The 14,445-nt window shown below is 68.9% G+C and carries 15 protein-coding genes; 7 read left to right on the top strand and 8 right to left on the bottom strand.

Features of this window, described 5'->3' with window-relative positions; all coding sequences use genetic code 11:
* The 5 genes from IEY75_RS20485 to IEY75_RS21165 all read right to left on the bottom strand — a co-directional run.
* The coding region (locus IEY75_RS20485; RefSeq protein ID WP_189116032.1) for an outer membrane protein assembly factor BamB family protein at positions 1 to 602 on the bottom strand (602 nt) is incomplete at its 3' end.
* Between the two features lie 26 nt (positions 603 to 628).
* Positions 629 to 1,069 carry an outer membrane protein assembly factor BamB family protein gene (locus IEY75_RS20480; RefSeq protein WP_189116031.1) on the bottom strand — a complete coding sequence of 147 codons (441 nt, stop codon included), beginning with the start codon at positions 1,067 to 1,069 and terminating at the stop codon, positions 629 to 631.
* Positions 1,047 to 1,694: an outer membrane protein assembly factor BamB family protein gene (locus IEY75_RS20475; protein ID WP_189116030.1), complete on the bottom strand. Its 648-nt coding sequence runs from the start codon at positions 1,692 to 1,694 to the stop codon at positions 1,047 to 1,049. Before IEY75_RS20475 ends, IEY75_RS20480 begins: the two co-directional genes overlap by 23 nt.
* The gene (locus IEY75_RS20470; protein ID WP_229789968.1) at positions 1,694 to 2,899 is read right to left on the bottom strand and encodes an outer membrane protein assembly factor BamB family protein; all 1,206 of its coding nucleotides are present in this window, start codon (positions 2,897 to 2,899) and stop codon (positions 1,694 to 1,696) included. Before IEY75_RS20470 ends, IEY75_RS20475 begins: the two co-directional genes overlap by 1 nt.
* A complete protein-coding gene (locus IEY75_RS21165) occupies positions 2,862 to 3,893 on the bottom strand; it encodes a transposase (RefSeq protein ID WP_229789966.1) in 1,032 nt (343 codons plus the stop codon). Before IEY75_RS21165 ends, IEY75_RS20470 begins: the two co-directional genes overlap by 38 nt.
* A 497-nt stretch (positions 3,894 to 4,390) precedes the next feature.
* Between IEY75_RS21165 and IEY75_RS20455 the strand changes: the two genes are divergently transcribed.
* The 4 genes from IEY75_RS20455 (at position 4,391) to IEY75_RS20440 (ending at position 6,968) form a co-directional block, all read left to right on the top strand.
* A complete protein-coding gene (locus IEY75_RS20455; RefSeq protein WP_189116028.1) occupies positions 4,391 to 4,879 on the top strand; it encodes a hypothetical protein in 489 nt (162 codons plus the stop codon).
* A 55-nt stretch (positions 4,880 to 4,934) separates the two neighbouring features.
* Positions 4,935 to 5,180, top strand: a complete 246-nt coding sequence (locus IEY75_RS20450) for a hypothetical protein (protein WP_189116027.1) — start codon at positions 4,935 to 4,937, stop codon at positions 5,178 to 5,180.
* A gap of 539 nt (positions 5,181 to 5,719) precedes the next feature.
* Positions 5,720 to 6,091 carry a peptidase inhibitor family I36 protein gene (locus IEY75_RS20445; RefSeq protein WP_189116026.1) on the top strand — a complete coding sequence of 124 codons (372 nt, stop codon included), beginning with the start codon at positions 5,720 to 5,722 and terminating at the stop codon, positions 6,089 to 6,091.
* 505 nt (positions 6,092 to 6,596) lie between these two features.
* Positions 6,597 to 6,968, top strand: coding sequence for a peptidase inhibitor family I36 protein (locus IEY75_RS20440; RefSeq protein ID WP_189116025.1), 372 nt, complete (start codon positions 6,597 to 6,599; stop codon positions 6,966 to 6,968).
* A 274-nt stretch (positions 6,969 to 7,242) separates the two neighbouring features.
* On the opposite strand, the gene IEY75_RS20435 is transcribed toward IEY75_RS20440, so the two are convergent.
* Positions 7,243 to 7,602 carry a hypothetical protein gene (locus IEY75_RS20435; protein ID WP_189116024.1) on the bottom strand — a complete coding sequence of 120 codons (360 nt, stop codon included), beginning with the start codon at positions 7,600 to 7,602 and terminating at the stop codon, positions 7,243 to 7,245.
* Positions 7,603 to 7,612: 10 nt separating this feature from the next.
* Complete coding sequence (locus tag IEY75_RS20430; RefSeq protein ID WP_189116023.1) at positions 7,613 to 7,813, bottom strand: hypothetical protein; 201 nt, start codon at positions 7,811 to 7,813, stop codon at positions 7,613 to 7,615.
* A 292-nt stretch (positions 7,814 to 8,105) separates the two neighbouring features.
* On the opposite strand from IEY75_RS20430, the gene IEY75_RS20425 reads away from it, so the two are divergent.
* The 3 genes from IEY75_RS20425 to IEY75_RS20415 all read left to right on the top strand — a co-directional run bounded on the left by IEY75_RS20425 (position 8,106) and on the right by IEY75_RS20415 (position 11,069).
* Positions 8,106 to 9,134 carry a tyrosine-type recombinase/integrase gene (locus IEY75_RS20425; RefSeq protein ID WP_229789965.1) on the top strand — a complete coding sequence of 343 codons (1,029 nt, stop codon included), beginning with the start codon at positions 8,106 to 8,108 and terminating at the stop codon, positions 9,132 to 9,134.
* A gap of 654 nt (positions 9,135 to 9,788) precedes the next feature.
* Positions 9,789 to 10,241 carry a GNAT family N-acetyltransferase gene (locus tag IEY75_RS20420; RefSeq protein ID WP_189116022.1) on the top strand — a complete coding sequence of 151 codons (453 nt, stop codon included), beginning with the start codon at positions 9,789 to 9,791 and terminating at the stop codon, positions 10,239 to 10,241.
* Positions 10,242 to 10,445: 204 nt separating this feature from the next.
* The gene (locus IEY75_RS20415; protein ID WP_189116021.1) at positions 10,446 to 11,069 is read left to right on the top strand and encodes a hypothetical protein; all 624 of its coding nucleotides are present in this window, start codon (positions 10,446 to 10,448) and stop codon (positions 11,067 to 11,069) included.
* Positions 11,070 to 11,225: 156 nt separating this feature from the next.
* On the opposite strand, the gene IEY75_RS20410 is transcribed toward IEY75_RS20415, so the two are convergent.
* On the bottom strand, positions 11,226 to 13,862 hold the full coding sequence (locus tag IEY75_RS20410) for an ABC transporter substrate-binding protein (RefSeq protein ID WP_189116020.1): 2,637 nt from the start codon (positions 13,860 to 13,862) through the stop codon (positions 11,226 to 11,228).
* Positions 13,863 to 14,445: the final 583 nt, after the last annotated feature.

Genomic DNA, 14,445 nt, shown 5'->3' with positions numbered 1-14,445 from the left:
CGGTGCGCCGTCGGCGCCGGTCGGTACCGGCTACCGGTGCCGTTCCACCGCACGGCGCCGGTGCGCCAGTCCCGGCACTGGACGAAGCGCGGGCGGTCGGCGGCGAGGAGCAGGTGCGCGCCGTACCGGCCGGCCGCGGTGACCGCGTACGGCAACTCGGCGCGCCAGCGGGTGGCCCCGTCGCCGGCATTGACCGCCAGGAGCTCGGCGTGGCGCGGCGCGTCCCCGTGAGAGCCTTCCCAGGTGGCGAGCACGACCTGGTCGGCGTCGACGATCAAGGGGGTGCTCCGGTTGGCGGTGTGTTGACCGACCGGAATCCGCCAGCGCATTCGCCCGTCGGCGGCGTCGAGGCACCACAGGGTTTCGCCGACGACCACGCAGACCATCCCGGCGCCGTGGGCCGGCTGGGATCGAACGGCGTCGGGCAGGTCGGTCTCCCAGCGCGGCGGGGGTGGCGGGACGGCGCGACGCCGGTCGGTGCGCCCGACCACGCGGGACGGTGTGGCGGGCGTGGTGGCGGCGCGGGCCGGCGTGGCCGCCGTGACGGCGGTGATGGCGGCCACGCCGAGGATCGCGCGGCGGGTCAGCTTCGGTCGGGGCATCGGCACCTCCCGGTCGGCGGGCGGGGTCACGGCAGAGCCCAGGCGGTCAGCTCGTCGCCGATCCGCAGGTAGAGAGTGTCTTCGTCGGCTGCCGGACCGCCCCCGGCGGACGTGACCGGATCTCCCTCAGGTCGACCGGTGGCGGCGTCGAGAATGAAGAGGGTGTCGTCGCCGACCACGTAGACCCGGCCGCGGGTGACGAGGAGATCGACGGAACGGAACGGCCGGTCCGCCACCCAGCGCCAACGGCAGGTGCCGGCAGCGGGGTCCATTGCGACGACCTCGCCGTGTGCGGTGGCCGCGAGCACGTCGGTGCCGCTTCGGGCCGTCGTCTCGACCAGCTCGATCGGGTAAGCCCAGACAACCGCCCCGGTGGCGGCGTCGAGGCAGGTCAACGGGGTGCGCAGGGTGTCGGCCGGGTCGGTCGTCGGCAGCACCCAGCGGTCACCGAGATCCAGCGGGCGCACGTACGTCCACCATGGCCTTCACGCCGGAGGTGCGCCACAGTTCGGCACCCGTAGCGGCTTCCAGGAGCGCCGGGTGGCACCGTTCCGCGTCGATGTCGACGGTGACCAGCAGTCGGCCGGAGGAGGTGGGCACCGTCGGGCCGTCCCCGGGCCGCCAGACGTCCTTGAGTATCCAGCGCCGGGTACCGGTCAGCATGTCGTAGCCGGCGGTGGAGGGGCGACCTCTGCCCGAGCGGGAGGTGACGAGGTGGCCGCCGTAGACGCCCAGATTGTCGCGGACGGAGCTATCGCCGTTCCACAGCAGCGCACCGTCGGTGGCGCTGAGGACGCTGACCGCATTGCGGTTCGTCGGGCCGGACCCCCCGCTGCTGTCGACCACCACCTGGTCGGGCAGCGCAACCATGTCCCTGCGGTAGTCGAGAGCGGCGGCACGAAATGGGCGGGGTAGGTCCGGGATGTCGACCCGCCAGCGTTGCCGCCCGGTGGCGGCCTCCAGGGCGTACAGGAACTGCTCCCGGCGAATGTAGACGAGGCCGGCGTTGACAGCGACGACAGAGTGTGCCTCGTCGTCGCGCAGGCGGAGACGCCAGCGTAGCTCGCCGATCGACCGGCGGGGAATGGGCATCAGGTCACCGTCCAGGCCGTCAGTTGGTCGTCGCGCACGGCATAACAGGAGTCGGCGTCGGTGCCGACCCACCCGATGGACAGGGTCACCGGTTCGGCGGTGGGATCGCCGGTCCGCGGATCGAGGGTCCGGAGCTCGTCGTTAACGCGTAGCAGTAGCCGACCGGCGGTGGTGTCCAGACTCGCGCTCCAGTGCGGTCTGCGGTGGCGCCACAGCCGGCCGCCGGAGCCGCTGTCGAAGGCGGTCAGCGCCTCCGAGGTCAGTGCGTAGGCGATTCCCTGGTGGTGAGCGATGTCGTCCAGGCCGCCCGGGGTCAGCACCTCCCAGTCCGTGGCTCCGTCGGCGGCGTGCAGGTGGGCCAGGCCGCCGGCGGCGGCAACCAGGAAACTCTCGCCGAGGTCGAGGCTCCGCAGGCCCCGGCGGACGGTGCCGCGCTGCTCCCAGAAGATCTGCCCGCCTGCCGTGTCGAGCAACCGCAGCGATCCGTTGATCCCACCGCGGATGTCGTCGATCAACAGCCGGCCGGGAACCTCGCCGACCGGACCCGGGCCACCCTGCAGGCCCTCGCCGTCGCGGTTGACGCGGACGGCACCGGTGACGGCGTGCCGGATCTGCAGGTAACGGACGGCGAGGTGGTTGCCACCTTCGACGTACAGGTCGTCGCCGGCAGCGGCCAAGCCGGCGGCACGGTACCGCAGGTCGTGCGCCCACAGCGGCGTCCCGTCAGCGCGCCGGAAGGCCAGCAGACGACGGTTGGCGTCCGAGCCGAAGTCGTGCCAGTGACTGAGGAAGAGGCGGTCACCGCCGACGGCGAGTCGCCATTCGAGGTCGCGTTCCCACATAACGTCAACTGGGCCCACAGGGGTGTCCCACATCAGCCGGCCGTCGGCGGCGTTGTACGCGGTCAGCAACTGGGGGCGCACGAGGTACACGACGCCGGCGTGAACCCAGATCGGGGAAGTGAGCTCCACTGCGGGCAGCGGGAGAGTCCAGCGCGGCTCGGGAGTCGACCGGCTCCGGGCGGCAGCCGGCTTCCCCCACCCCGCCGCGGCCAGCGCGGCGGCACCCACCAGCGCGGTACGCCGACTGACGAAACCGACACCGTCCATATACAACACCCCCGTGTCGTGGTGATGGATGAGCACCACCGGAGGCAAGACTGCCGCATCAGCCCCGGAACCGCCAGACCCAAGGCCGTCCGACATGGACCCGACCCGCTCGCCGAGCGGGCCTCACAGCGACCGGCCCGGCGCAGGGCACTTGCCAGGGGCAGGGCGATGAATCCCCAGTCGTACCAGCGGTGGCCCTTCGCGCCGGCGCCGGCGGACAGCCGTTGCCAGCCGTACGGCGTAGGCCGGCGGTGATGTGGTCGGCCCGTTGGGTGGCCAGGCCGGTCGGCGCTCGGTGTGAGCGGGCGACTGCGAGGACATAGCTGAGCCGAAGGCGGCGTGGTCCGACTGTCAACTGCGGGTCGCCGCCGTAGGCCTCGTCGCCTGCGACCCATCGGCACGGCAGTCCACCGGCCGCCGCTGTTTCGATCAGCCGGCGTGCCAGCTGCGGCTTCGTGGCGAAGTCGACGCTGTGGGGCACGCCTGCCTCAGTACGTCGTGTCGTGTCTTCGGAACAGAATCTCGGCAGGTAGAGGGCCACGTCGAGCAGGGTGTGCCCGAGCGGTGAGGCATACGAGAGATGGACGGCGATCGTCGGCAGCGTCTTGTCGAAGGTCGGGATCACGACCCGGAACCGCGACCAGGCCAGCCAGGCGCACCACAACGATGTGCGCCGTCCGCCGATGCGTGGGCCCTCACCCCAGTCGAACTGCATCCACAGTCCGGGCTCGGGTATCCACGGCCGGAACACCCTGCGCCGCCCGGCCCGGAACGCCTCTTTCACCGCGGCGACCGCCCGCCGTGTCGTGCGTTCCCCACCGGTGAACCCCATCGACGCGATCCGCCGATGCACCACGTCCGCGCGCACCCGACCACCTGAGCGGACCACCAGCTCCTCGATCTTGTCCATGAACTCATCAATCGGACGGGCGCGATGCGCCCGTTCCTGCGGGCTGCGTCCCTCATCCCGCAACTTCACATACCGGGCCACAGTGTGGTGATCACACCCAGCCAACTCCGCCGCCGCACGGTAACTACCCGTGAGGTCGTAAGCCTCCAAAATTTCCACGATCTCCCTGCCGCTCTTCACGCCGGTGACCCTCGCCGACCGGCTACCGCTGTCGATCAGCGGGGAGATATCTGGCCGCCCTATGGGAGTCCCCCCGGCCACCACCGGGGGGATAAATGGCCGCCTATGGGGAGTATCTACTGGCCGCCGCCACCCCACCAGCGGCGTCAGCATGGGCGACCTGGTCGACCGCCTCGGCGTCGCCCGCTCCACCATCCAGATGCGATGCGCCCACCTCCGCCGAGCCGGCACCCTCCACACCGACCCACCCCGCGGCCGACACGCACGCTGGCACATCACCGACAGTGAGCAGCAGGCAATGTCTAACGCCTAACGCCTAAATGCCTGACCTGCTCCTCAACACGCGCAGGCGCGTACGCGCGCGGGTCAGGCATTAGGCGTTCACTGAAAGTGACCGTGGATCGGTCGGTCCCGCCAGGTCAACGGCCAGACGGCGGACGGCTTGCGCCCACCTCCCATCGTTGAGCGGACACACCCCTCAGCCACCGGAGACACAGATGCACCCCGACCCGTACGGGCAACAGTCGCCGCAGTACCCGCCCACCCAGCAGTGGCCGGCCATGTCCGCCGCGCCGCCGCCGGCCCGCGCGAAGCGCAGCCGGGTGCCGTGGATCGTCGGTGGCGTCGCCGCGGTAGTGGCGCTGTGCTGCGGCGGGACCATGCTCCTGGGCGCGATGGCCCTGCCGAAACCCGAGCCGGCCGCCGTCACCGAACCGGCCCCCAGTCCATCCCCGACCCCCAGCGACCCTGCCACCGGCATCCCGGACCGCGACCGGTGCCTCACCGGTGACAGCCGCGCCGTCTGCAAGGCCGCGGCCAAGCGGCGGGCCGCCGCGCGCAAGGAAGCCGCCGAGGCCCGGCGGCAGCGCGAACGTGAGCGGCGCGAGCTGGAGGACTCCGGCAGCAGCTCCTCAGATGGCGACAGCTACCAGCCGGGATCCGGCGGCAGCAAAAGCGGCGGGTTCTCGTGGCGCCGACGGCAGTAGCGCCCCGGGCGGACTGAATCGATTTATCGAACACCTGTTCGATAGGGTGTCGCGGATGGGCATGGGAGTGATGCGGCACTGGCGGGATGGATCATGGGCGACGGCGTGGCGCCGCGACGTCGTGGTGTGCGCCGAGCTGGACGGCAGGTACACCGTGACGATCAGCCGAGGCCCGCAAGAAGCGCGCGCGTGGTTCGCCGACCTCGGCGAGGCCGAGGTCGGCGAAGCGCACCGGCATCTGCTGCCTGATGTCCAGTGGAGGGAGCTGTCCGAGTCCTACCGCCGGGCGCGCCCGTCTTAGATCACCACGGTCGACCACAGCTACGCTGACCTGCGAATCGTTGAACTTGCGCCGCCCGTCGCCAACCGAAGGAGACACCGCCATGTTCGGGTATAAGCGCTCCGATCTTGCTCTGGCCGCCCTGTTCGCACTGGTCTTCGGGATGTAGCCCGGACACGACGAAGCAGCCCCCCACGCCCGGCCGCAAGGCCAGAGCGTGGGGGCTACTTCGTGCGGGGGACGCCGCCAGGCCGGCCAGGGCGAGCTGTCCTCCCGGCGCGGGGTGCCGCCGCGTCAAACCGTCCGGCTGAACGCGCTCCGCGTTGTCAGATTGGCGACAGGTCGGGTGTGGAATGTGGATGATCCTCCTACGATCCTGAAGGCAACCAGACGCAGACCGATGGTCAGGTCTACACCCGCACTTCAGGTGACCGTTGGTGGTGCGCTGGCGGCTGGGGCGAGAAGATTGTGTGGCTGTGCCTGCCGGGCTGAAGTCACCGGCTATAGCTCGCCCGCGCCAAGTAATACAGAAATGTTGCAATACCAACGGGGAGGAATAGATGAAACGAGTAACTAAGATGACGGTTGGTGCATCAGCGCTTCTCGCGCTTCTGGCACCGGCGGTGCCGGCGAACGCCGCGGATTCGGCCTTGGGCTGGGACTGCCCGGAGGGCAAGTCCTGTTACTACGACGGTCACGAGGGTACCGGCCGCTTCTGGGTCGCACCGAGCTGCGGATCGTTCGACCTGGGCCGGATGAACCCTCCGCAGAACGACAAGTTGAACTCGGTCCGGAACCGGGGCTCCGGGAAGGTCCACATGTACAACTGGATCGGGTCGTGGGATGAAATTGGCGCTGTCAATCCCGGCGGCTGGCTTAACCTGCCGCAATCCGTCTCGAACATCGTAGACCGAGTCGTCATCGACTGCTGAGCTTCGGTTGGGCGGGTCAGCCGGGGCGGCAGCGTGCGCATGCGTGATACACCGACCTCGGTGAGGCTGAGGCTCGCTGATGACGAAACCGCCCCGCCCGGCCGAACCAGGGTGGGGTGGTTTCGTCGCCCGGTGGGCCCTGCCCGTTGTGGATCACCACGGCGGCCAGACAGCCGATAGCGACGCTGACCTACGGATCGTTGGACCGGAGCCGCCCCACCCGCAAACTAACGAAGGACTCACCGTGGCCTACCGCCACTCCGCATTGTCAGATTGGCGACAGGTCGGGTGTGGAGTGTAGATGACGGTCTTACGATCGTGAGGGCAACCAGACACAGACCGGTGGTCCGGGGTCTACACCCCGTACTTCAGGCGACCGCCGGTGGTGTGCTGGCGGCTGGGGCGGGGCCTGGGTGGCTATGCCTGCCGGGCTAAAGCCAATCCGGTGATAACCCGTCCGCACCAGTAATACCGAAACATTGCACTATCGACGGGGAGGAAAGATATGAATCGAGTAACCAAGATGACGGTCGGTGCATCAGCGCTTCTCGCGCTCCTGGCACCGGCGGTGCCGGCGAACGCCGCGGATTCGGCCTTGGGCTGGGACTGCCCGGAGGGCAAGTCCTGTTACTACGACGGTCACGAGGGTACCGGCCGCTTCTGGGTCGCACCGAGCTGCGGATCGTTCGACCTGGGCCGGATGAACCCTCCGCAGAACGACAAGTTGAACTCGGTCCGGAACCGGGGCTCCGGGAAGGTCCACCTGTACAACTGGATCGGGTCGTGGGACCACGTTGCCAATTTCTATCCCGACAGCGCGGGTAACCTGCCGCAATCCGTCTCGAACATCGTAGACCGAGTCGTCATCGACTGCTGAGCTTCGGTTGGGCGGGTCAGCCGGGGCGGCAGCGTGCGCATGCGTGATACACCGACCTCGGTGAGGCTGAGGCTCGCCGGCAGCCGCCGCCCAACGTCCAGTGGCGGGACGTGTCCGCCTCGTCTCGGGCACGCGGTGATGGGTGAGGCGCTAACCGCCCATTTGAACCGAACTCCTTGACGACGAAACCGCCCCACCCCAGCCGGAAGGCCAGGCTGGGGCGGTTTCGTTAGGGGGTCGGGCACCGCGACGGGGGTTGGCGGCGCCCGACCGGTTACAGGCGCAGCGTGGGCTGCGGCCGGGCGGTCCGGGCCAGCATGTCCCCGGCGTTCGGAGCGACGCGCACCCCGATCGCGGCCAGTCCAGCCAGGGCGATCTGGATGCCCTCGGCCAGGGTGATCCCGTCGGTGATGACCGAGATCGCCACAGCCAGTCCGGCGCCCAGGAACGCCAGCACCGACTTGGTGTACCGGGCGCCGGGTACGTTCGGCGCGGTGAACACCGCGGCGGCGAACACCGCCGAGTTGACAACCATCAACCACTCGCCGGGGGTGACGCCGTCGGCGAGGACGGCGACCAGGGCGGAGGCGGCGGTCGCGGCCACCATGGCCAGGCTCTTGGCGTACTTCAGCATGGAGCGGTCCTCACTTCTTCGTCAGCGTGGAGACCACGGGGATCATCAGGGCGAGCGCGGAGATGATCAGCGCCAGCGACGGCAGCGGCCACCGCCCCCGCTCCAGGCCGCGGATGCGGGCCTCGTGGTCGACCAGCTTTTTGCCGGTGTCCTGCTCGCAAGCCGGATATCGCCCAAGGTGGCAGTCGATCCCCGCTCGCGCTACTGCCAAAGTGGATTGCGTAGGGCGGGGCGACGGGAGGACTTGTCGTGAGTGGTGGGGTGTTCAAGCGGTGCGGATGCCGGTGCCCGGAGACGGGCCGGCTGCTCAGCTCGTCGTGTCCTCGGCTGGGTGAGCGGCGTCACGGCAGTTGGTACTTCGACTGCGCTGTGCCGGTGCTGCCCGGTCGGCGGGAGCGGCTACGGCGTGGCGGCTACCTGACCCGCCGGGACGCGGCGGCAGCGCGGGATGCAGTCCTTGGTGACGGCACCTCCGCTACCGCGGCTGGTTGGACGGTGGAGCGGTGGCTGCGGCATGGCTGACGACTCACACCAGAATCCGGCCGACCACCCTGCGGTCCTACCAGATCCACGTCGACCGGCACCTGGTGCCCCACCTGGGTCGCATACGACTCAACGATCTGACGGGCAGGCACATCACCGCCATGATCGACACCATGGCGGCGACGGTGAACAGGTACGGGCGGCTGCCGACACCAGCGACACTGCACCGTATCCGGGCGACACTGAGGTCAGCGCTGAACGCCGCGATCCGTGAAGGGCTGCTAACCGACAACCCGGCCCGTCACATCGAGGTGCCCACCCCACGCCGCCCACACGCCCAGGTATGGACCACCGGGCGGGTCCACACCTGGCAGGAGACCGGCCAGCGACCGACGGTAGCGGTGTGGACAACCGACCAGACTGCCGCGTTCCTGAAGCACGTCGCCGATGACCGCCTCGCCGCGATGTGGTGGCTCATCGCCCTACGAGGCCTACGCCGAGGAGAAGCTGCCGGGCTCCGCTGGGTTGACGTCGACCTTGACGCGGGCATCCTGACCATCGAGCAGCAGCGCGTGGCCAACGGCAGCACCGTCGCGGTCGCACCACCCAAGACCGCCGCCAGCCGCCGACTGATCGCCCTCGACCAGCACACCGTCCGGCAACTGCGCGAGCACCAGCGACGCCAGCGCGCCGAACAGCGCACCGCCAGCCGCGCATGGACCGCCAGCGGCTACGTGTTCGTCACCGACACCGGCCAGCCCTTGCACCCGGACTTCCTGACCCGCCGCTTCCGCCATCTGGTACACGATTCCGGGCTACCACCGGTCCGCCTCCACGACCTACGGCACGGCGCCGCCAGTCTGGCCCACTGCGCCGGCGTCGACCTCAAAGCCGTCCAAGCCCAACTCGGACACAGCAGCATCGTCCTCACCGCCGACACCTACACCAGCGTCCTGACTGACCTACTGGTCCACGCCGCCGAAGCCACCGCCCGACTCGTCCTCGCCGCCGCCAAACGCAACCCTGAACGCCGGCACCACGCCCCCTGACGGACAACCGTCCCCAAGCAGGTCCGCTGAACCCCACCACCCGGAACCGCTGAAACCGGCCGTGACCAGGACCGGCAGACACCACAAGCGGCCGAAACGACGCCGCCCACACACGTCCCACCGACGCCCCACAAAGATCAAGGCCGCATAGCCAACCGGCTATACGACCTGGTAAGGACCTGTGCGCCGCCAGGGACTCGAACCCCGAACCCGCGGATTAAGAGCGGCTCCCGATGCCATTCTGGTCGCAATACCAAACACCGCCACGTCGTTGTCTACCATCCAGCGTCGTCCTGTGTCAGGACCGTCGATCACACGTCGATCACAGCAGCAGCGGCACCGTCGCCCACCGACGACCGCGTCCGATGGCCAGCACGACGTCCGGTCATGCCGCGTTGAGGCTCGGGGCCGCCTCAACTGTCGAGACGGCCCCCGGCCTCGGCCCGGCTCGAACGGGCTGCCACCCTCTCCAGTAGCGGGTGCGGTCATCCGGTGCCACCACACTTTGGGCGAGGACCAGTCACGGTAGTGGTACGCCGGGGTATCCGCCACCGGGTATCGGACACGCGCACTCTTCCGCCGATAGTGCGCGTGGTCGCCGTCGCGCGATAGGGTGTCCCGCGCCGTCGTCATCGTCCGGGTAGGAGTCACGAGGTGGGAGTTCTGACCGTGCGGCGTGCCGCCGGGAGCGACATACCCGCGATCGTGGCGATGCTGGCCGACGATCCGCTGGGTGCGGCCCGGGAGAGCCCGGACGACCTGACCCCGTACGCGGCCGCGTACGCCGTGATCGACGCGGACCCGCACCAGCTGCTGGCCGTGGCCGAGCGCGACGGTCGGGTGGTCGGTACCCTCCAGCTCACCTTCCTGCCCGGCCTTGCCCGCCGCGGCACCACCCGGGCGCAGATTGAGGCGGTCCGAGTGGCCTCCGGCGAGCGGGGGTCCGGACTCGGCGCCACTCTGATGGAATGGGCGGTGGAGCAGGCCCGCGACCGCGGTTGCGGGCTAGTGCAGCTGACCTCCGACAGCAGTCGCACCGACGCGCACCGCTTCTACGAGCGGCTCGGCTTCAAGGCCAGCCATGTGGGCTTCAAGCTCGACCTTTGAACCTCTCGACCTTTGAACCTGGTGGATCGCCACCAGCGGCGCCGAGCGGGTGTCTACGCCCGTGCCTGGGTTGATTACGCCTTACCGTCGTCGATGGCGAACCTGGCCGGCCAGTCTGAGGTGATCGGCGGACGGCGGGGCATCCGGGGCCGGCCGGGTGGTTCGGTGTGCGCGCCGTAGCACCGCTCAGTACCTGGGCATGGCGTGACCAAGCCCACGGTGAAGCGGTCGAGCCTGTCGGGAAACGCCGTCGCGGCCGTCCGACATCCGACCGTAGTCTACATGGACGGTGGGTCATGCTCCGCGATAGCGGAGCCTGCCGTCATCAGGGGGAAACTAATGGGTAAAACGGGGTACTTCGGCGCTGGTCTTCTCGGTGTCGCACTTGCCACGACAGTTGGCGCTGCCGCGCCGGTCGCTGCCGCCGGTCCAGCGGCGGACCGTACCGACTGCGTAGGCCTGCTCGTCCCGGCCACCGCCGGTGGCCACACCGTCGAGCAGCGATGCGGCGACGAGGCTCGACAGACCAGGGCACGAGCAGTACTCATCGTCACCTACTACGAGCACGTAGATCTCAACCAGGGCCAGTCCGGCCAGACCCGGCCGGTCTACGGCGGCGGCCCGTGCGACGCGGCGGGGTACACCTTCACGCCCCCCTCGTGGTGGCAGACACACATGTCATCTATCAGTGTGCTGTTCGGGCAGAACTGCCGCTCCTTCCGGGTCCGGAACCCCGCCGGAGACACCGCGCAGTGGAACTACTCGGTGATGTACATGGGTACGGCCTTCAACGACAACGTCAACCAGGTGAAGGTCTGGGCGTCCTAACCCGCGGGTCGGGCGGCCGGGACACCTCCCGGCCGCCCGACTCAACCTCCCCGCCCGAACAATCGTTTTCGGACGGTGTACAAACAGTACCTGTAGCGGTCCATGCTCGGGCCCAGCGCGTTGACGACAGCGTCACCTGTCAGTGCAGCAGATCCCTCATCGGCCGCTGCGTCTAACCAAGACAGTGCGTGTGGTTCCCTTTCCGGCGGTCGCCTCGATGACCAGGGTGAGTTTCTTGACCGGGAACGGGTTTGGGGCCGTATATGACAGCCAGCCGGTGAGGCCGGGAGCTCCTTTCCACCCGAGTAGGTCGAGTTGGCTGGCCACTTGGCGGCGCCACCGGCGGGTGGTCTCTTGCCCGGAGTTGGTGACGATTTCGCCCCATGGGTGTCCCCACCAGTATGGTTCGCCCCAGCGGCCGGTGGGTAGGCCGACACTGGCGCGTGCGACGAGGTCGACAGCGTCGAAGGCCATCATCGCTTGTCCGTCGTTGAGGCGGTTGCAGGTGGCTGGGTCGGCGTCGCTCACGCCGAAGCTCGCTTCGTATTCTCCGAGGAAGCCGCGTGGGTCGGTTCCTTCCCCGCATGTGGCACGCCAGCTCAACATGCTGGCCATAGCCAGGTACCGGATGGTGCGTCCGGGGTGGTCGAGGCCGAGCTTGCCGTCCAGGATGAAGCGGATGACCGCGTCCCCGGCGAGGACTTGTGTACGACAGCCCCGCAGCCCTGTCAGATATTCGCCGAAACTGGCGTCGCGGCCGGCGAAGAACGCCAGGTCGTAGCCGCAAGCGGCCTGCCCCACCGCCATCGCAGACCGCGGGTCGGTCGCCGGGAGCTGCATCGCGTAAGGTGCCGAATCAGTCTGAAATCGGTCCTTGAGCTCGGCGGCCACCTTGTCGGCCAGGTCTTTGCTGTAGGTGTCGTCCGGGTCCTCCAGGTAGGTGATGTGCACCCGAGGGCGCTCGTTTCGAGACCGGTTGCCGGCCATCGCCCTTAGTTGTTCGGCCGCGACCTCGGCCAAGCGGGCGTTCGGTGGCCCCACCTGGTGGTACCCGTCGGCCGGAGTCGCCAGGTCACTGGCGGAGACGAGCGTGCCCGCCACCGGGATTCCCTCGGCGATCAGCAGGTCCCGGGCTTGTCGAGCGCCGCGGTGTGAGATACCCAGACCCACCACGGCGACGATCCGCTCACGGTCGGCAGCAGAAGCGATCTCACGAGCGGTCTGGGCGGCTCTGGTCAGGTCGCTACCAATGTTGGCGAAAAGAATCCGCATCGGCGTGCTGCTCTTCTTCTGGGCGACCGCGATGCCCCGCAACTCCTCGATCGTTGACCGCTGCCCCTCCAGGTCGTCGGACTCCGCGGTCAACGTGCTCAGGTAGACGACGCTGACGTAGCGTCCAGTCTTGCCGGCGTCGCGAGTCACCCGCCGGTTCTGCACTTCGATCACCCCGTACACCTTCGCCATCTCGCCATCGGGGGTGAAGGGACGGCTGTCGCGGCTGAGCCCTACACACTGCTGGCGCCCGTCTTGCACCAAGGTCATCGTCGTAGACAGCCGCGGTGACCACCACGGCTCACACCGGCGCTCGTTGAAGGTGACACCTACGGCCGTGGCGGCGACCAGCAGGAGGCCAGCGACCCACAACGTCGTGCGCCGCCGTACCGTCGGTAGGCCCTCCTTGCGCAGCCGATCGATGGAATCTTCTGAGGCGGGGCCGGGCGGGATGCGCAGCCGCATCCGCCACCGCCGCGCCTCGTCGGAGCGGCCCCAGCCTCGCAGCCACTGGGGAAACGCCGCCTGGGCGTCGCCCGGCCGCAGCCACCCCACAGCGGCATCGCCCTCTTGCCAAGGTCTTGACTCCACAACAAGCAGCGGATCCCAATGGACGGCCAGGCGACCGCGCCGACGTGGCGGCGTCTCTACGTCGCGGCACTCCGCTATCAGGGCAACCAGCCAGGCGGCCGCGTCATCGGCGGACTCCACCAGCAACATCGGGTAGGCCGGCCGGCGGCGGCGGTACGCGCGACGAAGGTCATGCAGGAAGGCCGCCACGACCATCCGGGCGACGGCTTCCTCGCCGGCCGCGCGCATACCCGCCGCCCTGCCCAGGAAGCCGGTACCCCCGTCACCGCTGCCCAACGGGTAGTTGGCGAACCACTTCGGCGGATACCACAGATGCTCCATGACCCATCGCCGGGCCGGCGCGACGCCCAGACCCAGCAACGCCCACCAACCGGACACCTCCGCCGCGATCGCCTCGAACTGCGCCCGGTCCACCGGAAGACGCACCGACTTGACGAAGTGCACCTCCAACAGCTGACGGACCAGGTCATACCGATTGTGCGCGTCCGGGCCGGCCGGAACCTCAAGCGCAGTCAACCAGTAGCCGAGGCGGTACAGCGGAAAGCGCAGTCGCGGGCCCCTACCACGGCGCTCATTCAGCTGCGCCGTAGCTGACCCGATGAGGTCCAGCAACGCGAGTAGATCACCGCGCGGCCCCGTCCCAAGACCACCGACCCGGGCGTATGGAAGGACCGCCTGGTCCTCACGCAGCAGACGGCGCTCGATGCTGTCCAACGGCGACGGTCGATCACCGTCCCTGGCCAGAGTGACAATAGGCAGCAGTCGATCACGCCAGAACAGGTACGGGCGTCGAACGAGGAAGTCCAAGTGACCGACCAGCTCCGCCGCTCCCGGGAACCTGAGCCCCGCCAGCTCATCCTCGGTGGCCGACCAGCGGCCACGGCTGGCACGGCGCATCCGGTACTCATACCGCCTCGGGTGCGCAGGCATTGCAACTCCTCCGGGCAAGCAAACGGTACACACAGGATGACTGACGGTCGCACACAGGCGCCAGCACGGCACAGGATCGACGACTCCCCGACGCCCCTACCAGGTCAACGACGTGCGTCCGCCTCCGTCTCGACTACGCCGTCATCCTCTGGTGACGAACGCTTCGACATCACGTCCGGCAAGGTGCACTCGATCGGGACACCCGAACTGCCCTATCCGCCAGATCGCGCCCGGCGCCACCGCCGGATCCCGGCGGGCCCCAACACCATCCGCATCGCATGCTCACCCAGCTCGCCCGGGAACTCCCTCGGTGCGGGCCTCGCCCTCATTCCGCTCAAGATTCGATGTCTTCATCAAACCCGACGCTTGACAGTGCCCCGGTTTGACGGAGGTTGGTTGGTTGACCCCTAACACGTGGCGGCAGCCGAAGACCAGCATCACGACACGACAGGTGTAAGGGTCTGCTGCACCAACTGGTGACACCTGAGCTGGCTTGCCGTTGAGGCGGGCTGGAAGGATGCCACCGTGCCCAAGCCCTACCCCCGAGAGTTCCGTGACGACGTCGTGCGGGTCGCCCGCGGCC

The sequence above is a fragment of the Pilimelia terevasa genome (assembly GCF_014647915.1).
Taxonomy (GTDB): Bacteria; Actinomycetota; Actinomycetes; order Mycobacteriales; family Micromonosporaceae; genus Pilimelia; species Pilimelia terevasa.
Note: the sequence above shows the minus strand (reverse complement) of the source record. Positions and strands in the feature narration are given on the sequence as shown.

Excerpts from the sequence above, each read along its gene's own strand:
- IEY75_RS20475 (WP_189116030.1), bottom strand. The coding sequence starts at position 1,694 with ATGCCCATTCCCCGCCGGTCGATCGGCGAGCTACGCTGGCGTCTCCGC.
- IEY75_RS20470 (WP_229789968.1), bottom strand. The coding sequence starts at position 2,899 with ATGTCGGACGGCCTTGGGTCTGGCGGTTCCGGGGCTGATGCGGCAGTC.
- IEY75_RS20455 (WP_189116028.1), top strand. The coding sequence starts at position 4,391 with ATGCACCCCGACCCGTACGGGCAACAGTCGCCGCAGTACCCGCCCACC.
- IEY75_RS20450 (WP_189116027.1), top strand. The coding sequence starts at position 4,935 with ATGGGCATGGGAGTGATGCGGCACTGGCGGGATGGATCATGGGCGACG.
- IEY75_RS20445 (WP_189116026.1), top strand. The coding sequence starts at position 5,720 with ATGAAACGAGTAACTAAGATGACGGTTGGTGCATCAGCGCTTCTCGCG.
- IEY75_RS20440 (WP_189116025.1), top strand. The coding sequence starts at position 6,597 with ATGAATCGAGTAACCAAGATGACGGTCGGTGCATCAGCGCTTCTCGCG.
- IEY75_RS20435 (WP_189116024.1), bottom strand. The coding sequence starts at position 7,602 with ATGCTGAAGTACGCCAAGAGCCTGGCCATGGTGGCCGCGACCGCCGCC.
- IEY75_RS20410 (WP_189116020.1), bottom strand. The coding sequence starts at position 13,862 with ATGCCTGCGCACCCGAGGCGGTATGAGTACCGGATGCGCCGTGCCAGC.